The organism is Arthrobacter bussei, assembly GCF_009377195.2.
Lineage (GTDB): Bacteria > Actinomycetota > Actinomycetes > Actinomycetales > Micrococcaceae > Arthrobacter_D > Arthrobacter_D bussei.
Map to the genome: position 1 here is coordinate 1,295,931 of NZ_VJXX01000001.1, position 18,068 is coordinate 1,313,998.

The 18,068-nt window shown below is 71.3% G+C and carries 19 protein-coding genes and 1 riboswitch; of the genes, 6 read left to right on the forward strand and 13 right to left on the reverse strand.

The genetic code is table 11. From position 1 onward, the window contains the following. From FNH21_RS06115 to FNH21_RS06135, 5 genes are all read right to left on the reverse strand, one after another. A complete protein-coding gene (locus tag FNH21_RS06115; protein WP_055766972.1) occupies positions 1–636 on the reverse strand; it encodes a uracil-DNA glycosylase family protein in 636 nt (211 codons plus the stop codon). A 135-nt stretch (positions 637–771) separates the two neighbouring features. After that, on the reverse strand, positions 772–1,743 hold the full coding sequence (locus FNH21_RS06120; protein WP_338403173.1) for a TolB family protein: 972 nt from the start codon (positions 1,741–1,743) through the stop codon (positions 772–774). Positions 1,744–1,834: 91 nt separating this feature from the next. Continuing rightward, on the reverse strand, positions 1,835–2,881 hold the full coding sequence (gene mgrA, locus FNH21_RS06125; protein WP_152813065.1) for an L-glyceraldehyde 3-phosphate reductase: 1,047 nt from the start codon (positions 2,879–2,881) through the stop codon (positions 1,835–1,837). A gap of 162 nt (positions 2,882–3,043) precedes the next feature. Further along, positions 3,044–4,186, reverse strand: coding sequence for a Gfo/Idh/MocA family protein (locus FNH21_RS06130; RefSeq protein WP_152813067.1), 1,143 nt, complete (start codon positions 4,184–4,186; stop codon positions 3,044–3,046). Continuing rightward, entirely contained in the window at positions 4,183–4,917 is a 735-nt protein-coding gene (locus tag FNH21_RS06135; RefSeq protein WP_191931659.1) for a TIM barrel protein, read from the reverse strand. The genes FNH21_RS06130 and FNH21_RS06135 overlap by 4 nt, the downstream gene beginning before the upstream one ends. Before the next feature lie 112 nt (positions 4,918–5,029). On the opposite strand from FNH21_RS06135, the gene FNH21_RS06140 reads away from it, so the two are divergent. Further along, positions 5,030–6,049: a LacI family DNA-binding transcriptional regulator gene (locus FNH21_RS06140; protein WP_152813069.1), complete on the forward strand. Its 1,020-nt coding sequence runs from the start codon at positions 5,030–5,032 to the stop codon at positions 6,047–6,049. Between the two features lie 158 nt (positions 6,050–6,207). After that, positions 6,208–6,609 (forward strand): VOC family protein, encoded by a 402-nt coding sequence (locus FNH21_RS06145; RefSeq protein ID WP_152813071.1) that lies wholly within the window; start codon positions 6,208–6,210, stop codon positions 6,607–6,609. 64 nt (positions 6,610–6,673) lie between these two features. On the opposite strand, the gene FNH21_RS06150 is transcribed toward FNH21_RS06145, so the two are convergent. Next, the gene (locus FNH21_RS06150) at positions 6,674–7,345 is read right to left on the reverse strand and encodes a peroxiredoxin-like family protein (RefSeq protein ID WP_152813073.1); all 672 of its coding nucleotides are present in this window, start codon (positions 7,343–7,345) and stop codon (positions 6,674–6,676) included. Positions 7,346–7,591: 246 nt separating this feature from the next. Next, a riboswitch (cyclic di-GMP riboswitch) is annotated at positions 7,592–7,666 on the forward strand. Positions 7,667–7,684: 18 nt separating this feature from the next. Between FNH21_RS06150 and FNH21_RS06155 the strand changes: the two genes are divergently transcribed. Next, the gene (locus FNH21_RS06155; protein WP_241742741.1) at positions 7,685–8,923 is read left to right on the forward strand and encodes a glycosyl hydrolase; all 1,239 of its coding nucleotides are present in this window, start codon (positions 7,685–7,687) and stop codon (positions 8,921–8,923) included. Positions 8,924–8,971: 48 nt separating this feature from the next. On the opposite strand, the gene FNH21_RS06160 is transcribed toward FNH21_RS06155, so the two are convergent. Beyond that, positions 8,972–9,769 (reverse strand): DNA-formamidopyrimidine glycosylase family protein, encoded by a 798-nt coding sequence (locus FNH21_RS06160; RefSeq protein WP_152813075.1) that lies wholly within the window; start codon positions 9,767–9,769, stop codon positions 8,972–8,974. Positions 9,770–10,067: 298 nt separating this feature from the next. Here FNH21_RS06160 and FNH21_RS06165 point away from each other — a divergent pair, with 298 nt between their 5' ends. Beyond that, positions 10,068–10,319 carry a hypothetical protein gene (locus FNH21_RS06165; RefSeq protein ID WP_152813077.1) on the forward strand — a complete coding sequence of 84 codons (252 nt, stop codon included), beginning with the start codon at positions 10,068–10,070 and terminating at the stop codon, positions 10,317–10,319. A gap of 34 nt (positions 10,320–10,353) precedes the next feature. Here FNH21_RS06165 and FNH21_RS06170 read toward each other — a convergent pair whose 3' ends face one another. Then, positions 10,354–11,622, reverse strand: coding sequence for a Bcr/CflA family efflux MFS transporter (locus FNH21_RS06170; protein WP_152813079.1), 1,269 nt, complete (start codon positions 11,620–11,622; stop codon positions 10,354–10,356). A gap of 166 nt (positions 11,623–11,788) precedes the next feature. On the opposite strand from FNH21_RS06170, the gene FNH21_RS06175 reads away from it, so the two are divergent. Next, positions 11,789–12,232 carry a YtxH domain-containing protein gene (locus FNH21_RS06175; RefSeq protein ID WP_152813081.1) on the forward strand — a complete coding sequence of 148 codons (444 nt, stop codon included), beginning with the start codon at positions 11,789–11,791 and terminating at the stop codon, positions 12,230–12,232. 44 nt (positions 12,233–12,276) lie between these two features. Here FNH21_RS06175 and FNH21_RS06180 read toward each other — a convergent pair whose 3' ends face one another. Both FNH21_RS06180 and malQ read right to left on the reverse strand, forming a co-directional pair. Further along, positions 12,277–13,236, reverse strand: a complete 960-nt coding sequence (locus FNH21_RS06180) for an NAD(P)/FAD-dependent oxidoreductase (protein WP_152813082.1) — start codon at positions 13,234–13,236, stop codon at positions 12,277–12,279. A gap of 64 nt (positions 13,237–13,300) precedes the next feature. After that, positions 13,301–15,460: a 4-alpha-glucanotransferase gene (gene malQ, locus FNH21_RS06185; protein ID WP_152813084.1), complete on the reverse strand. Its 2,160-nt coding sequence runs from the start codon at positions 15,458–15,460 to the stop codon at positions 13,301–13,303. A gap of 180 nt (positions 15,461–15,640) precedes the next feature. Here malQ and FNH21_RS06190 point away from each other — a divergent pair, with 180 nt between their 5' ends. Next, positions 15,641–15,940: a hypothetical protein gene (locus tag FNH21_RS06190; protein ID WP_152813086.1), complete on the forward strand. Its 300-nt coding sequence runs from the start codon at positions 15,641–15,643 to the stop codon at positions 15,938–15,940. Positions 15,941–15,943: 3 nt separating this feature from the next. On the opposite strand, the gene FNH21_RS06195 is transcribed toward FNH21_RS06190, so the two are convergent. The 3 genes from FNH21_RS06195 to FNH21_RS17495 all read right to left on the reverse strand — a co-directional run bounded on the left by FNH21_RS06195 (position 15,944) and on the right by FNH21_RS17495 (position 18,068). Next, entirely contained in the window at positions 15,944–16,417 is a 474-nt protein-coding gene (locus tag FNH21_RS06195; RefSeq protein ID WP_152813088.1) for a MarR family winged helix-turn-helix transcriptional regulator, read from the reverse strand. 71 nt (positions 16,418–16,488) lie between these two features. Next, positions 16,489–17,502, reverse strand: a complete 1,014-nt coding sequence (locus tag FNH21_RS06200; RefSeq protein ID WP_152813090.1) for an MBL fold metallo-hydrolase — start codon at positions 17,500–17,502, stop codon at positions 16,489–16,491. A gap of 461 nt (positions 17,503–17,963) precedes the next feature. Next, positions 17,964–18,068, reverse strand: coding sequence for an MFS transporter small subunit (locus tag FNH21_RS17495; RefSeq protein WP_414826595.1), 105 nt, complete (start codon positions 18,066–18,068; stop codon positions 17,964–17,966).

The following is an 18,068-nucleotide window of genomic DNA, read 5'->3' on the forward strand; positions in this document are numbered from 1 at the left end:
CTACTGGATGGACTGGCGGGCCCGGATGCCGGCCCTGCCCATCGCGTCCGTGTAGGCCGACTGGATGTCCTTGAGCCACAGCTCCTGGTTCGCCGGGGTGCCCTTGAAGGCGCGCTCCCCCGGGGACCGCACTTCGTAGATCTTGAACCCGCGCTTGGCGATCGCCCGGTTCTCGAGTTTCATCAGGCGCCGTGCAGCCTTGTGGGCGTCGGCGCCGTGCGCCACGAGGGCGGAGGCACGGGGCACCTGCTGCAGGAAAGTGAGCAGAGGCTTCACGCCGTCGGAGATCTGGTCCATCGTCAACGCCCGCTCCTTGCCCTCCGGCAGGTACCACGGGTGCGCATTCCAGGGCATGAACGCGTCGGGGCGCAGCCCCACGGCCTCGTAGATCCCGGCCATCCGGATGGAGCTGGGGTCGTCGTTCTCGAAGGAGACGAAGCCCGAGGGCAGGGACGCCCCGGGATTGGAGAAGAGACTGACGATCTTGCACCCGTCGACGTCGTGGATCGGATCGATGTAGGGAACCGCCGATCCCGGCTTGGACTCGGCCAGGGTGTCACACAGCCGGTTCACGTCCTCGATCTGTGGATCGTAGCGTTGTTCCCACTGCTGGTCCCTGTACGTGGGGTCTGCCATGCGCTGTACCAAATTCTGCCTCCTCGCGAACGGCGCCAGAGGTGGCGCGAACGTGTCCGCTGACTTCCAGCCTACGCCAGTCCGCAGCCGGCCTTCCTGGAGCGGTCCCCACCCCCGCATCCGCAGCGTGGCCGCTCACCCGGGTACTGCCCGAACACCTCCGTCCGCCGCCGGCGCCGTCGGGTAGTCGACGTACGCGAAGTGCCGCCCGTCCGGGGCCCAGCTGTTGACGTTGAGCGTCCCCTGGCCCCCGAACAGCTCGACGGCGTCCCACGCGTTCCGTCCGTCGGGCTCCGCCACGCGCAGCACCACCGGCTCGTTGGCGGGGTGGCCCTGCACGCCGGGCGGGTAGCTCAGGTACACCAGGCGGCTGCCGTCGGGGGCCGGATGAGGGAACCAGTTCACGCGGTCGTCCGACGTCAGCTGTTCCACGCCGCTGCCGTCGGTGCGCATCCTGAACAGCTGCGAGTGGCCCGCACGTTCGGAGGCGCGCTCGGAGTTGAAATACAGCCATGCGCCGTCCGGGCTGTACTCGGCGCCGTCGTGCGGCCGGTCGGAGTCCGTGAGCCGGCGGGTGAAGCCGTCCCTCACGTCCGCGGTGTAGATGTCGACGGCCTGGACGCCGTCGCGGCGCCGGCAGCCGATGTGCGCCAGCGTGGTCCCGTCGGGGGAGATGCCGTGCAGGTAGCGGGCCTCCAGGCCGTCGTCGGGCCGTGTCACGCGCCGCGCCTCACCGCCGCCGAGCGGCACCTCGTAGAGATGCCCGTCCTGGGAGGAGAGATAGAGGTACCGTCCGTCGGCGGACACCACGTGGTCGTTGTTGGCGTCCGTCACCGCTCCCGTGAAGATCACGCGCGGCTGCCCGTCCTCCTCCGGCGGGGTGCGGTAGAGCAGGCCGTCGCAGTTGAAGACGAGCCAGGCGCCGTCCGGCGTCCAGTTCGGCGCCTCGATGACGAAGTCGTCGGTCTCGAAGACGCAGGTCGAGGAGCGGGTAACGACGTCGAAGACCATGAGGCGAGCACGCTGGCCCGGGAGCAGCCGGCGCCACCGCGGGGTCCCCGGCCGGAGCCCGTGGTCGTCGCTCCTGCTGCCGCTCTGCCGTTCCACGGTGGTCCTCCCGCGCGTCGCCCTGGTTTGTGCAGCACGGGATCGCACTGCCCTCGAAACGTTCCTCAGCGGCATCGTCATCGCCGCCGCGCTAGGCCTCGAGGGCACTGGCCCAGAGGTTGATGTCGGACTCGACGGCGAATTCGTCGATCGCGTGCAGCTCATCGGCCGTGAACGCCAGGTTCCGCACGGCGGCGAGGCTGTCCTCGAGCTGTCCGACGCTCGACGCACCGATCAGCGCAGAGGTGACCGGCGTGCCCTCGGACCTGTCGCGGAGCACCCAGGCGATGGCCATCTGCGCGAGGCTCTGGCCACGGCCCGTCGCGATCGCGGCCAGTCCCCTGATCCGCCGCAGGTTCTCCTCGCTGAGCTGCCCGGCGTCCAGGGACTTGTTCGCCGCGGCGCGCGAGTCCTCGGGGATGCCGTCGAGGTACTTGCTGGTCAGGAGGCCCTGCGCCAGCGGCGAGAAGGCGATGGACCCGGCGCCCACCCGCTCGAGGGCCTCGTACAGGTTGGGCGTGCCGTCCTCCGTCCAGCGGTTGAGCATCGAGTAGGAGGGCTGGTGGATGAGCAGCGGCGTCCCGAGGTCCCGCAGGATGGCCGCCGCCTCCAGGGTGCGCTCCGGTGAGTAGGAACTGATGCCCGCATAGAGCGCGCGCCCGGAGCGGACCGCGGTGTCGAGGGCACCCATCGTCTCCTCGAGCGGGGTGTCCGGGTCCGGGCGGTGGCTGTAGAAAATGTCCACGTACTCGAGGCCCATGCGCTCGAGCGACTGGTCGAGGCTCGAGAGGAGGTACTTCCGCGAGCCCCACTCGCCGTACGGGCCGGGCCACATGCCGTAGCCGGCCTTCGTCGAGATCACGAGTTCGTCCCGGAAGGGCCGGAAGTCGTCCTTCAGGTGGCGGCCGAAGTTCGTCTCGGCACTACCGGCCGGGGGTCCGTAGTTGTTGGCGAGGTCGAAGTGGGTGACGCCGAGGTCGAAGGCCCGGCGCAGGATGTCACGCTGCACCTCGAAGGCCCTGTCGTCCCCGAAGTTGTGCCACAGGCCGAGGGAGACGGCGGGCAGCTGCAGGCCGCTCCGTCCCACACGGCGGTACGGCATCGTCTCGTAGCGGTCGTCGGCAGGCAGGTACGTCATCGGACAGTCCGTTCTCGATCTGGTGGAGAGCAGGGCGGCTGCGGGCGGCTCCCGCGTCCGCGGTCTTCGTCAGGTGGCTTTGTCGGGCCACCGGGGGCCGGCCGGGCGCCGTCGGTCCTGTCCGGACCGGCACCGCGGTTCATGCGCGGCGCCGCCCCGGGATCAGGAGAGGGTCGCGGCGTACGGGTCCCAGTCCTCCGGCAGCGGCTCGGCGGCGGTCGCCGTGCTGGAGAGCGTGACGAACTCGCCGGTGGCCACGCTCTCCGAGATGGAGACCATCGCATCGAGCACGTGGTAGGCCATCTCGCCCTGTGCGCGGTGCGGACGCCCCTCGCGGATGGCCCGCGCCATCTCGAGCACCCCGCTGCCGCGCGTGGACGTCGCGCCCACGGCGGGGATCACCTCGGTCTCGTCGGAGCCGCGGCGGGTCAGGGTGAGGTCGCCGGTGAAGTTGTTCGGGTCGGGGAACGCGAGGGTGCCCTCTGTGCCTGTGACCTCCACGAAACCCGCACGCTTGAGCGGGGAGTCGAAGCTGAAGATGCTCTGCGAGGACTCGCCGTTCGCGAACTGGGCGATGGCGCTGACGTGCGAGGGCACGGTGACGTCGAAGACCTCGCCGGCCTTCGGACCTGAACCGATGGTCCGGGTTGCCCGCGAGGTGGAGCCGAACCCGGCCACCTTGGTGATGGCTCCGAAGGTCTGCACCAGCGTGGTCAGGTAGTACGGTCCGATGTCGAACAGCGGCCCTGCACCCTCCTGGAAGAGGAAGGCGGGGTTCGGGTGCCAGGACTCGGGGCCCGGGGACTGCATGAGGGTCAGCGCCGTCAGGGGCACCCCGATGTCGCCGCGGGCCACGAGGCGTAAGGCGGTCTGCAGACCCGCCCCGAGGAAGGTGTCCGGGGCGCAGCCCAGCCGCAGGCCCGCGGCGTCGGCGGTCTTCAGGAGCCCGATGCCGCTCTCGCGGTCCAGCGAGAAGGGCTTCTCGCTCCACACGTGCTTGCCGGCCGCGATCGCGGCGGTGGCCACCTCGACGTGGGCGGCGGGGATGGTCAGGTTCACCACGATCTCGACGTCGGGGTGGTTGAGCGCGTCCTGCACGCCGCCCGAGGCGGGCACTCCGAACTCGGCGGCGCGTGCTGCGGCGACCTCCTCGAACATGTCGGCGACGATGTGCACCGTCACGTCCGGGAAGCCCATGAGGTTGGTCAGGTATTCCTTGCTGATGACGCCGGCACCGATGACGGCCACGCCGACCGGGCCGGTGCGGCGGCCCGCTGCCGCGGTGCCGGAGGTGTCCGTGCTCATTTCTTCCCCTCGTTGAGGTAGGTCAGGCTGTCGGCGACGGCGGTGAAGACGTCCCCGTCGAAATCGTCGAGTTCCACGACGGCGGCCTCGAGGCCGGGGACGGCGTCGAGCACGCCCCAGACGCGCATGGAGCCGTGGCCGACCGCCACCTGCTCCTTGTTGTTCCTGGTGAGCGGACCGTCCTTGATGTGGACGAAGCGCACGCGGTCACCGAGGCGACGCAGCAGTTCTGCGGGATCCTCGCCGCCGACGGCGGCCCAGTAGGTGTCCACCTCGAGGACGACCTCGGTGTCGAGGTGCCGGGTGAGCACCTCGAGGGCCGAGGTGCCGTCGATGCGCTCCTCGAGTTCGAACTCGTGGTTGTGGTACCCGACCCGGATGCCGTACTCGGCGCCCTTCTTCGCCGCAGCGTTGAGCGCCTCCGCCGTGGCCCTGATGCCCTCCTCGGTGGTCCAGTGCGAGCGCTCCACGTGGGGGTCGATCACGGTGCCGATGCCGAGCGTGCGGGCGGCCTCGAAGATCTCGTCCTGGTCGGCGCGCAGCAGGGGCGCGTGGCCGGAGGGTGCGCTCAGTCCGTTCGACGAGAGCGCTTCGGCGAGCTGCTCCGCCGTGGCGACGAAGTTGTAGGGCTCCACGGCGGTGTAGCCGAGATCCGCGACGCGCTTAATGGTGCCCGGCAGGTCCTCCCCCATGGCGGTCCGCAGTGTGTAGAGCTGGAGTGAATACGTCACGGGGGATTCTCCTCGCTGAGAAAGTAGGACTACTGAACCGGTTCAGGTATAACACGAACCTAGGGGATAGGACGGGGCCGGTCAAGGAAAACCTGACGCTATTGTGGAAGCCATGGCCAAGGAAACCATCGCCGGCCTGGCGAAGAGGCTGGGCATCTCGAAGGCGTCGGTGTCCTACGCGCTCAACGGCCAGCCGGGTGTCAGCGAGGTGACGCGGCGCCGCGTGCTGGACCTCGCCGAGGAGCTCGAGTGGTACCCCAGCTCCTCGGCCCGCGCGCTCTCCCGTTCCCGGTCGGGGGCGGTGGGGATGGTCCTCTCGGCTGATCCGGACCTGATCGGCACCGAGCCCTACTACATGGGCCTGCTCGCGGGGATCGAGACGGCCCTCGCCGAGGGTGACATGGCACTGATGCTCCGGATGGTCGGCACGGACCCGGCGCAGGAACGGGCCACCTACGAGCGGTGGGCGGGCGAACGCAAGGTCGACGGCGTCCTCATGTTCGATCACCTGCACGAGGATCCGCGGCCCGCGCTGCTCGACCGGCTGGGCCTCCCGTTCGTCCTGCACGGCGCCCCCGAGCGGCACGGGCCGGCCCCGTTCTCGGGCACGACGACGGACCACGCCGTGGATTCCGCCACGATCGTCAACCACCTCCACCTCCGCGGCCACCGGCGGATCGCCCACGTCTCGGGCCCGCACCGGTTCCTGCACGAGGAGCAGCGCATCGCCTGCGTCCGGCGCCGCGCTGCCGCGCATGGCATGGCCGTGGTCACGCGCGAGGGGAACTACGCCCTCGCCGCCGGTCACGACGCCGTCGTGTCCCTCCTCGGCGAACCCGTGGAGGACGCCGTCACCGCCGTGATCCTCGGCAACGACCTCATGTCCATGGGCGCGCTCCTGGCACTCCGCGAGCTGGGCCTGCGGTGCCCCGAGGACGTGGCGATCGTGAGCTGGGACGACTCACTGCACTGCCAGCTCGCCTCGCCGTCGGTCACCGCCCTGTCCCGGAACCCGGTCATGCAGGGGCGGGTGGCGGCGGAGCTCCTGCTCTCGCTCCTCGACTCGGGCACGCTGCAGACGCGTGCGATGCCGGCGAGCGACCTCGTGGCCAGGTCCAGCACCGGGAGCTGACGGCGGCCGTCACCGGCCCGCATCCGGAAAGAGCAGCCGGGTACCGATGATCTCCCACCATCCGAGCCGTCCATCAGGAAGCGGACCCGGCAGGAACCCGCAGCACGCACCACCGCAGGGCCTCAACCGAGCAGTACCGAGCGTCAGGAGCACATCCCATGGCTGCACCCCTCGTCTACCTCAGCTTCCCGGGCACGGCACGGGAAGCCCTCGGCTTCTACCGGGACACCTTCGGAGGTGATCTGACCCTGCACACGTACGAGGAGTTCGGCAGGACCGACGGCCCGCCGGACGCCGTGGCGCACGGGGTGCTCGACGGAGCGGTCGCCCTGGGCGGATCGGACGCTCCCGACGGCGGCACCGCCGTCCGGCTGGAGGGCGTCCTGCTGTCGCTCCTCGGCACCGCCGGACCCGCGGTGCTGCACAGGTGGTTCGACGCCCTCGCCGACGGCGGGTCCGTGACCGACCCCCTGGCGAGGAAGCCGTGGGGAGCCACGGACGGCCAGGTGACCGACCGCCACGGCCTGCACTGGCTGATCGGCTACGAGCCCGAGGAGTAGCCCACCGGGCGGTGCGACCCGACGGCGCGACCCAGCGGCGGTAGGACGGGCCGCCGGCGCGGACCTACAGCGCCACGAGCGCGTCGATGATCTCGTAGGTCTCCGTCCGCGTGGTGTAGTCCACCCGCACGTCGATCAGCCGGATGGTGCCGGTGGCGTCGGCCACGACCACCGTGGGGAACGGGATGGCTGCAGTGCTGTCCATGTTGCTCCCCGCCACGTCGATACCGAGGGCCTCCCGGGCCAGCAGCGACTCCGCGCTGGGGGTCGTCACGATGCCGAGGTGCGCTGCGAGCGCGTTGCCATCGTCGGAGTACAGCTCGAAATGCAATCCGGCCTGGCGCCCTCCTCGCGCGGCCACGTCCGGCGCCTGCGGGCTGACCGCGATCAGTCGGGTCCCGAAAGCCTCGACCACGGGCCGCAGCTCCCGCTGGTAGGTCTTGAGCGCGATACTGCAGTACGGACACCAGGACCCGCGGTAGAAGACGATGATCGCGGCGGCGGCATCGAGCACCGTGGACAGGGTCACGGCCCGGCCGGCGGCGTCATGCAGGACCGCATCCGGGAGCCGATCACCCACGCGGGCGATCCCTGCCGGCAGTCCTGCGCGGCGGAGGTCCTCCTGCTCGCGGGCGAAGACCGCGGCGAGTTCCGGCCCCACCCGTGCCTCGAACTCCGGCCTGTATCCGTCGACCTGAGACGCGATGGTGCGCGTGAACGCCGGTATCTGCTTCATGGTTCCCTCCAGCACAACCCGTCGCGGGTGCCTCCAACCGCGACAGGACCATTGTGGGCCAGGACACACCAAAAGCACAGCGGTACCGGGCCTCACCGCGCCGTGCCGGTGCTGCGCGCTGCAGGAGGCACTGCGCCGGACCTGCACCAATCCTTCGGCAGAATTCGGGGTGATCGCACCCCGTGGCGTGTAGGCCGCGGGAGAATGGAAGCAGTCCACGAGGACGGACGACCGGCGGTGACCGCCGGGCGACAAAGGCAAACCCGGCGTGAGCCGGGGACGCAAAGCCACGGGACCCACGCGGTCAGCCGGGCTACCGAACCAGCGAGGTACCCCCCCATGAGCATCCTCCCCGCCCAACCCCTCCCGCCCGGAACGCTCCACGGCGCCACCCGGATCCTCCTGCTCCTCACCGCGATGGCCGTGCTGATGGTGGGCCTCACGCCTCCTCCGGCCGGCGCCGCGGCGACGATCACGCTGAGTGGCTCCGCCGGGACAGCCGGTGCCGAAGTCACCGTGACGGGTGCGGGCTTCCCCAAGCGCACGAAGGGGACCGTCGTCGCCGGCACCAGCCGCGTCGCCGTCACGACGACGTCCACAGGCACCCTCCAGGTGTCGATCGTGCCCGGGGGTTCGGGAACGGTGACCATCAGCGCAGCGGTCGGCAGCACCGCGGCCTCCGCCGGGTACACCGTCCTCGCGGCGGCGCCCGGGACCGACTCCGCGAAGGGCATCCGCTTCGGCGTCGGCACCGGCGGCGGCCCAGCCGCGGGGAGCGAGCTCGACGAGGTGGCAGCTCTGGCGGGCGAGGCTCCGTCGATCGTCCTCTCCTACAAGGACTTCAACCAGCCCGCACCCATCGCCGAGCTGGAGACCGTCAGGGCGCGGGGTGCCGAGACGCTGCTGACGTGGGAGCCCTGGACCTGGGGCGGTGGCACGGAGCAGCCCGCCTACTCGCTCGACCGCATCGCCGCGGGCGACTTCGACGCCTACCTGCGTGAGTGGGGCAGCGCCCTCGGGCAGTGGGGCCAGCCCGTCTACCTGCGCTTCGGGCACGAGATGAACGGCGACTGGTACCCGTGGTCGGAGGGCGTCAACGGCAACGGTGCGGGGGACTATGTAGCCGCCTACCGCCATGTGCACGACGTCCTCCGCTCCACGGGAGCCATGAATGTCAGCTGGGTCTGGAACCCGAACGTGCCCTACTGGGGCTCCACCCCACTGGACGGCCTGTACCCGGGGCAGGGCTACGCCGACGTCGTCGCCCTCGACGGCTACAACTGGGGTACGTCGCAGTCCTGGAGCAGCTGGCAGGATCCGGCGGCGCTGTTCGGGGACGGGCTCGCGCAGCTGCGGCGCCTCGCACCCGGAACGCCCATCGTGATCGCCGAGACGTCCTCCTCCGAGCTCGGCGGCTCCAAGGCCCGCTGGATCACGGACCTGTTCGGATACCTCTCCGCGCAGCCGGACGTGGTCGGCCTGGTCTGGTTCCACATCGCCAAGGAGGCGGACTGGCGGGTCGACAGCTCGACGGCGTCGGTCGAGGCTTTCGCGACCGCCCTCGACGCGAGGCGCTGAGGTCCTCTCCTCCCTCCCGAGGCCGGCGATGCCCGCACCCCGCCTGCCTCAGCGAAGGGGCTGGCACCGCGGGCACCACCAGGTCCGGCGACGGCCCGGATCGCCGGGCACCTCCGCCCGCACGCGGATGGTGGTGCCGCACCGCAGGCACGGCTTCCCGGCACGCCCGGCGACCCAGTGCTGCTCCCCCTTCCGCGTCCTGCCGGTGGTGACCTGGTAGGCCCCGGGCTGGGTCGCGGAGAAGCGCAGGCACCGTGCGCCCAGCGCCACGAGGGCCGGGACGTCGACGTCGGCCATCGCCGTATCAGGATGCACGCCGCGCAGGAAGCAGAGCTCGTTGGCCCACAGGTTGCCGAAGCCCGCCACGTTGCGCTGGTCGAGCAGGGTCGCCGCAACCCGCTCGCCCGGGTCGCCTCGCAGCCTCCGTACCGCCTCCTCCGCCGACCAGTCCGGACGGAGGGGGTCCGGTCCGAGATGCCCGACGACGTCGTGTTCAGCGCGCGTGGCCACGAGGCCGACGACGGGCAGGGCCAGGCCGTAGGCCGTCGGCCCGTCCCTCACCGCCAGGATGACGCGGGCGTCGGGCAGGAGCGCGCGGGGAAGCGACCTGCCCGGCGCCGTCACCGTCCACGAGCCCTGCATGCGCAGGTGGGTGTGGAGCGTCACGCCGCCGTCGAAGCGGGTCAGCAGGTGCTTGCCGTGGGTGGCGTGTTCCATCAGCCGCATGCCGTCCAGAGCGTCGGTGGCATGCGCGGATACGCGCAGGTCGCCGCGCTCGAGCGTGCGGCCGTCGAGGGACCTGCGCAGCCTCGCGGCGAGCCGGAAGACGCTGTCTCCCTCGGGCATGGGGCCTCCCTGCCGTTGCTCGTCGGGGATGTGCGCGGTGGGCGCGGATGGATCCGGGCTACGGTACCGCCCGCCACCGACAGGCGTGCAGCCCGCCCGACGTCAGGCCGTCGCCCGCCTCGGGAACGCCGGGAGGAACGCCCGCCCGCCCCCGTCCCCGAGTCGTCGCTCACCCGCGGATGGCTTCCGTTCTCGACGGGGGACCGATATCATCAACCTTTGCCGGGCTTCCCGGCATGCGTGGTCCAGAAGCGGGCCCGGTCCCCGTGTCCGCTCCGAACCACCGAACAGGTCCCCCATGAGCACAAGACTCTCGCCCGCCGAGGACTTCCCGGAAGACCTCACCACGCTCGATCTCCCCACGGTCGAGGTGCTGAACAGCAAGATCCACCGTGAACTCGACTACGAGTACGCGCACGACGGTGAACCCTCCCTCGAGACGGAGATCCGCCACGAGGAACTGACCGAGGAACTGGACCGGCGCGACCGGCGTCCCGAGTCCTCGCCCGTCCTGCCCGACGTCGTCGAACCGGCCCGCCGCTCCTCCTGACCGGGCCGGCATCGCGAGGTCCCAGCCCGGATCCTCAGGACACCGGGGCTGCCTCCGACGACGGGCGCGACGACCGCACCGAACCCAGCAGGACCAGGCAGGCCACTCCTGCGCAGCAGAGCATGACGACCGCCGTCGGCACCGGCGACGTGAGCCCGAAGGCACCGGTCAGCGGTGCGATCACGGCCGCGCCGACCATGTTCGAGGCGCCGAGCAGCGAGGCGGCCGTCCCTGCACGTGACCCGTGGCGCTCCAGCGCGGTGGCCTGCAGTGCCGGACTGATCAGGCCGAACGCGGCGGTGAACCCCATGACCGGCCCCACCAGGCCCCAGAGTCCGAGCCCCGGCAGCAGCACCACGCTCAGGACGAGGATCGAGGCCGCCACCACCAGGGCGATCGCCCCGACGCGCACCGTGATCAGGGGCGAGGCGCGGCGCGCGATCAGCGCGCCCATCTGCGCGCCCACCACCAGGAGCGCCCCCTGCGCGGCGAAGACGAGTGCGTACTCCGTGGGGCTCAGGCCGAACACCTCCTGTACCAGGAAGGCGCTGCCGGCCATGAAGGCCATCATCGCGGCGAAGAGCAACCCCCCGGCCAGCGCGACGGACCGGAAACGCCCGTCGGTGGCCAGGGCGGCGTAGTCGTCCCGCAACCGCGCGCCCTCCCGCAGGCGCCTGCGCTCCTCGGTATGGGTCTCGTTGCGGAGGAGGATGCCACCGGCCACGCAGAGCAGGACCACCCCGTAGGCCAACAGGGCCCAGAACAGGCCGCGCCACCCGACGACACCGAGCAGCTGCGCGCCGAGCGCCGGAGACGCCACGACGAACACACCCGAGACGATGGACAGACGGGCCAGGAACACGAGGAGCCGGCTGCCACTGTAGAGGTCACGGACGATCGCGAGGGCGATGACGGCGCACGCCGCTGAGCCCATGCCCTGGACCGCCCTGCTCGCGATGAGCCAGCCCAGGCTGGGCGCCAGGGCGCAGGATGCCGTGGCGATGCAGTAGAGCACCATCATCACGGCCAGAGGGCGGGCTCGGCCGATCGCATCGGACACCGGCCCGGACGTGAGCTGACCGATGCCCATCCCGATGAAGGCGCCGGTGAGCGTGAGCTGGACCGCCGCCTCGTCCACCCCGAAGTCGCGGCGGATCGCGGGGAAGGACGGCAGGTAGAGATCCATGGTGAGCGGCCAGATCACCTGCAGCATGGCGAGTGCTGCCAGCACGGGCAGTGCCCGACGCCGGGAGTCCGACGGCTCGCCGGTGGTGGGACGGATGACGCCGAGCTCCGAGTGCACTGGTGACCCTTCGATTGGATAGCGCTTTCCAACCCATTCTCATGCACGGCACCCGTATACGGAACCTGCCCGTATACAGCACCGCTGTCAGGGGATCTCTTCTCGCGGCGCACGGGTTCCGTGGTCTAGATTCGGAGGCACTGCAGACCGACGACAGGAGAACAGCGTGAAGAACAAACTCGTTTTTGCAGCGGGAATGGCTGCCGGGTACGTCCTCGGGACGCGGGCCGGGCGGGAGAGCTACGAGCAGATCAAGGGCAAGGCGCAGCAGCTCTGGAACAATCCGAAGGTCCAGGACACCGTCAGCTCCACCACGGACACCCTGAAGAGCACGACGCCGAAGGTCCAGGACACCCTCAAGGGCGTCCTCAAGAAGGACGGATCGGGAGGCTCGGACGGTGCGGAGGCGCCGCAGGATCCGGGCAAGGACGTCGGTGCGAGTGGGGACCTCCCCCTGGACGTCCCGCCCACCGTGAGCGCCATGGGCGGTGGTGGATCCGGCAGCGGCGGCGGCACCACGGGCCCGAGTGGCGGTGATCCGCGCACCGTCGAGGACACCCCCTTCGAGGAGCAGGACGAGTCCACCCGTCCCGACCTCGGCAGGAGCTGACCCAGCGCCGACGACGGACAGGGCCCCGGCGCCATGCCGGGGCCCTATCCGTGGACGGATTCCTCCGGCGCGAGGCACGCCTCGCATTCGTCCCGGACCATGACGGCGTTGATGGCCACCGCGACGCGATAGGCGTCCCCCGCTGCCGGCAGCAGCTGCGCGGCCGGGTCGGCGGCGTTCCCCACCGCCCAGACCCGCTCCACAGATGTCCGTCCGATCCCGTCCGTGGTCACGCAGCCGTCGTCCCGCATGGTGCATCCGAACGCCTCGAGCAGCGGCAGGAAGGCGTCCGACCCCGGTTCGCAGAAGACCGCGGAGCACGGGACGGTCGCGCCGCCGTCGAGCGCGACGCTCCGGACCGCCCGGGGTCCGCCGTCGTCGCCGCCCTGCAGCACGAGCCGGCGCACAGTCCCCTCGACGATCCTGATGCCACGGCACCGGAGGCGGCGCTCGTCGTCGTCCGACAGCGCGCCGAGCACATGCGGGAAGAAGGTGACGTCCTCCGACCACTGGCGGACGAGCAGTGCCTGCTGCACTGACTCGGAGGAGGACCCGAGCACTCCCAGCGCCTGGTCGCGGACCTCCCAGCCGTGGCAATACGGGCACTGCAGCAGGCCGTGACCCCAGGCCTCCCGCGCCCCGCCGATCCCGGGCAGCTTGTCGCGGAGCCCCGTGGCGACGACGACGTGCCTGCCGCGCACCGCGGCTCCGTCCGCCGTCCGGACGATCCAGTCCGTCCCGTCGTCCTGGGCGGCCTCGGCCCTGCCGTCGATGAATGCGACCCCGTAGGGATCGAGGTCCTGCCGGGCGAGATCCACGAGGTCGCCGGGACGGACGCCGTCCCTCGTGGTGAACCCGAAGGCCGCATGGGCCGGCGCGTTGCGCGGCGAGCCGTCGTCGATCACCGCCACGCGGCGTCGTGCCCGCCCGAGGACGAGCGCCGCGCTCAGGCCCGCCACTCCTCCGCCGACGATCACGGCGTCGTACGCATCCTGCCTGTCCATTCCTTCATCCGATCACGCCTGCGACCACCGGGCAGAACGAAATAATCCTTGCGGTCGGAACGGGTCAACCGCGCGACTCGCTGGGAACGGCCGGACCGAGGGCCCGCACCAGCGACGAGAACCGCTCGCTGCCGGCGAGGTCCTCGACCAGCACCGCCTGCACGTCCGCGTCGGCCAGCGGGATGCGCCAGTTCGGATACTCGTCATTGGTGCCGGGCTGGTTCTGCGTGCGCTGCTCCCCCACGGCATCCGCGAGGGCCACGCCCAGCAGGACGGAGGGCGTCTCCGCGATGAAGGCGTGCAATGCCTCGACGGTCCGCTGCACCGAGACGTCCCCTGCGGGCAGCAGACCGCGCGATCGCAGCAGGGAGAGGAACTTCTCCTGCACCGCGCGGTCCTCGGCCTGCTCCTCCTCGACGGGACGGCTGAGCAGGCCCAGCCGGTCGCGGAGCTTGACGTGCTCACCCGCGAGATAGCCCGCGGTCGGCGGGAGATCGTGCACGGTCACCGTGGTGAGGCACCCCTCCCGGTAGGACTCCGGAGGAAGGGGGCCGTCGTCGTCCTGCTCGAACCAGAGGATCGAGGTCCCCAGGATCCCCCGCTCGGCGAGGTATTCCTGGACCCCCGGTTCGAAGACCCCGAGGTCCTCGCCGACCACGACCGCCCCGGCACGCTCCGCCTCCAGGGCGAGGATCCCGATCAGCGCCCGGTGGTCGTAGTACACGTACGCCCCCTCGCCCGGCGCCTGGCCCTGCGGGATCCACCACAGCCTGAAGAGCCCCAGGATGTGGTCCACGCGGATACCCCCGGCGTGCCGCAGGATGTTCCGGAGCATGTCGCGGAAGGGTGCGTACCCGGCTTCGGCGAGGCGCTCGGGGTGCCACGGCGGCTGGCTCCAGTCCTGCCCGTGCTGGTTGAACATGTCCGGCGGGGCACCCACGCTGATGCCCGCCGCCAGCACGTCCTGCAGCGCCCACGCGTCGGCTCCGCTCGGGTGGACGCCGACGGCGAGGTCGTGCACCACGCCGATCGACATGCCCGCCCCGGTCGCCTCGAGTTGCGCCTCCTGCAGCTGCTCGTCGAGGAGCCACTGCAGCCAGGCGTGGAAGCCGATGCGATCCGCGTGCTGCTCGGCGAACGCTTCCGCGCCCGCCGACCCGGGCCGTCCGACGTCGTCCCATTCCGGAGCTCCGGGCTCGAGAGACTCGGCGAGGGCGGACCACAGTGCGAAGTCGGCCAGCCCCTGGCCCTGGTGCGCGCGGTAGGCATCGAAGTCGTGCTGGCGCTGCTCTGGGCGCTCCACGCCGTACACGAGCTCCAGCGCTTCCAGCTTCGCCGTGTAGCTAGGGTCGCGGTCCAGCAGGTCCGCCGTGCGGTTGACCGCCTCGAAACCCGCCGCGAGTTCCTCGATGCGCCGGCGGGCGGCGTCGTCGAGCCTCGCGTACTCCGGGATGTCCTCGATCCGGAGGTAGATGGGGTGGAAGTAGCGCCGGGTGGTCGGCAGGTAGGGCGACGGCTCCACGGGGGGCTTCGGCTCGGCCGCGTGCAGGGGGTTCACCAGCACGAAGCCGCCGCCGTGCTCCGCTGCCGCGCGGGCTATCCCGCCCAGGTCCGTGAGGTCTCCGATGCCCCACGAACCCGCGGACCGGACGGAGTAGAGCTGCGCCATGATGCCCCAGGTGCGGCGGTCCATCAGGGACGCCGTCGTGCTCAGCCGGTCCGGCGTCACCACGAGCGTGCAGGAGGACTCGACGCCGTCGACCCTCGCGTGGACGGTGTGCCAGCCGAGCGGCAGGGCGTGCGGGAGGGTGCCCTCGCGCCGTTCGAGGTCCTGCCCGTCGACGGCGCGCGTGACCGTGGCCCCGCCCACGGTCCCCGTGTAGTGGACGCCGTCCTCGTCGACGGCCCAGAACTCGACATCGGACCCGGCGGGCACGTGGAGGTGCAGCGGATCGGTGTCACTGCTGCGCACGACGACGACGGCGGGCAGCACGGAACGCCACGGGCCGGCGTCCACCTCCGCCAGGGACCGGCTGATCTCCGTCCCCGACGAGGCAGCCACGCCGAGGGCCCCCAGCACGGTCTTCAGGGTCGCCTCGGACACCCGTGCGGATCCACCGTCCCAGCCCTTGAAGGTGGTGCCGACCCTGTGGGCCTCGGCCAGCTGCTCGAGCGGCGTCGGGGTCGTGGGTTCGGAGTCTTCGTGCAGTGTCGTGTCGGCCATGCTCCCAATCTAGGCGTGGATCAGCACGCTTCGCATGTTCCCGGCATCCGGGACGGGAATTGACGGGAGGGACGCCGACCCGAGGCCTTCGCCGGATAACAGGCCGGCCGGCCCAGGGCAAGCTGCTCGCGCACGCCGTCCTGGTCGACCCGCCCGCGGCTCCGGGTGCGACCGTGGAGCATGGCGTACTTCCTCGAATACCTCGTCCCTGCTGAGCACGACGGCGCGGAGGTGCCCGTGGATGCTCCGACTCCCGACGGCGGCACAGCAGAGCGTGTCATCCACCTCGACGCGCTGCCGGCGCGGAGCCGGATCTCGGCGGATTCCCTCGGGGACGCCCGGGCGGAGGCCGAGCAGCTGCTCGCGCACAGCAAGGCGGAGTCCGGCGAGCTCTTCGAGGACCCGGACGATTCGCTGGAGGCCGGGAGCGGCCGGCGGACCGGCTCCTTCCGCGAGGGTGAGGGGTGGACCGAGGACTGACCCCTACCAGGTGTCCTTCGTGTAGGTCAGGTTGAGGCGGGCGATGAGCGAGCCCAGGACCTCCACGTCCTCCGGATCCCAGCTCCGCATGAGGGCGGTGAACGCCGTACGGCGTCCGCTCTGGGCGGCCGCGAGCTGCTGCTCGCCGAGTGGCGTCAGGAGGACCCGCTGCGAGCGGGCATCCAGCGGGTCGAGGCGGCGGGTCACGAGGCCCAGCCCTTCGAGGGCCCCGAGCTGGCGGCTCACCGAAGGCTTCCCGACGCCGATGCTCTGGGCTATGTCCGTGGCGCGCAGGGACCCCTCGCGCTGCAGGAGCGTCAGGATCCCGTAGGCCGCGGGCTCCATGGCCGGATGCACGTTCTTCGCCAGGGCATGGGACGTGGTGCGCTCCCGCCTCCACAGCACGCTGGTCTGCTCCTCGAGCACCTCGATGGCACGCTCGAACTCCACGCCGTCGTGCCCCATCGCTGTCTCCATGGACGAATCGTATAGATGCCCGGAGCAAGCAGGACGGGTTTCACCGGATAAGTCCGACTGTGTCCGCCGTCTCACGCGCCGGTCGTGCCGCCGCCACGGACGAAACCGCGGTGCATCTCCGTCTGGTTCAGGGCCGAGAGGAGCTGGAAGCCGTGCAGCCCGTCCCAGCCGGCGGTCCAGGCGAGGCGCGACGCGAGCTCCCACACCGTGGGCTCCGGCCCCGCCTCAGCGAGGATCGCGGCGACCTGCCGCGCCCGGGCCAGCTGGTGCTCCGCGCACGCCGCCGCCCGTTCCCCGAGCCCGGTGAAGCGGAAACCGTGGCCGGGTAGCGCCTCGTAGTCGCTCCACGGCGCCAGCGCCCCGACGGACGCGACGTAGTCGGCCAGCGGGTTCGTCGCCGTCGGCCCGCCGAGCCCCAGCCCGGGGAACACCGTCGGCAGCACGTGGTCGCCCGTGAACACCAGCCCTCGGGCGTCGTCACGCAGGCAGACGTGCCCGCCCGTGTGACCGGGGGTGGACATCACGACGAGGCCGAAACCCTGGACCGGCAGCCGGTCGCCGTCGTGCAGCTCATGGTCGACGGCGAGGACCAGGCCCTCCGGTGACTGGTCCACGTACTGCGCCAGCTCGGTCCGCCGCTCCTCGGGCACACCCCATCCCCCGAGCCGCCCAAGGGCCGCGTCGAGGTCCAGGAGCCGCGTGCTGTGCTGCCCCAGGGCCGCACGCTCGGCCGCGTGCATCCCCAGCGGGGCGCCGGATGCGCGTCGCAGCCGCGCCGACATGCCCACGTGGTCGGGGTGGAGGTGGGTGCCCGTGATGCCCGAGACCGCTCCGGCGCCGGTCGAGCCGGGTGCGACGACGGTGAGCGCGGCGAGCAGGCGCTCCCAGTTCCCGTCGGAGTCCCACCCGGGATCGACGACGTGGACGCCGCCGTCATCCGCTGTCAGCAGGTAGGTGAAGGAGTACGCGAGGTGGCCGCCGGGCATGGGCTGGGCGAGGGCCCAGACGTCGTCGCGCACCCGGTCGAGCGGCGGGAGCTCCCCGCGGGCCAGGGCATCGGACTGGGCGCTGCTGGTGCTTCGCATGATTCCTTCCGGGCGTCCTGTCCCCATTCAAGCAGGATGGCGAGCCGGCTCGGACGGTCGTGTCGGCGAGGGGGGTCATGCCGGGCCCGCCACTCCCGCTCGGCGCACCACCCCCGGAGAGCGGCGACCAGCGGATCAGCGCGGCGAGGTCGGCGGCGAGGGCCAGGGTCCGGGCTTCGAGCAGCGCCACCGTGTTCGTGTAGATGAGCCGGCGGTAGCCGAGGTCCCGGTAGTTGGACCGCACTGCGGCGAGGTTGCGCTCCGCGAGCCCGTGCTCCCAGGGTGCCGGGTGGGCGGGATCCAGCAGGTCACCCTCGATGACGGCGTGCCGGACGTCCCGCTCGGCGAGCAGGCGGTGCAGTGCGTGGGCCACCGTCGTCGTGCCCACGCCGGAACGCCCGCCGATGAACAGGACGGCACTGCCGTCGGTGTTCAGGGGCGGGCGTCCGGAGTGCTCGACGTCAGCCGCCGAAGAGTGCCGCGACGCGCGTCAGGGTCTGGAAGATCCCGTAGGCGAGCGGCAGTCCGACGAGTGCCCAGACGACGGCGATGCGTGCTCCGGTCAT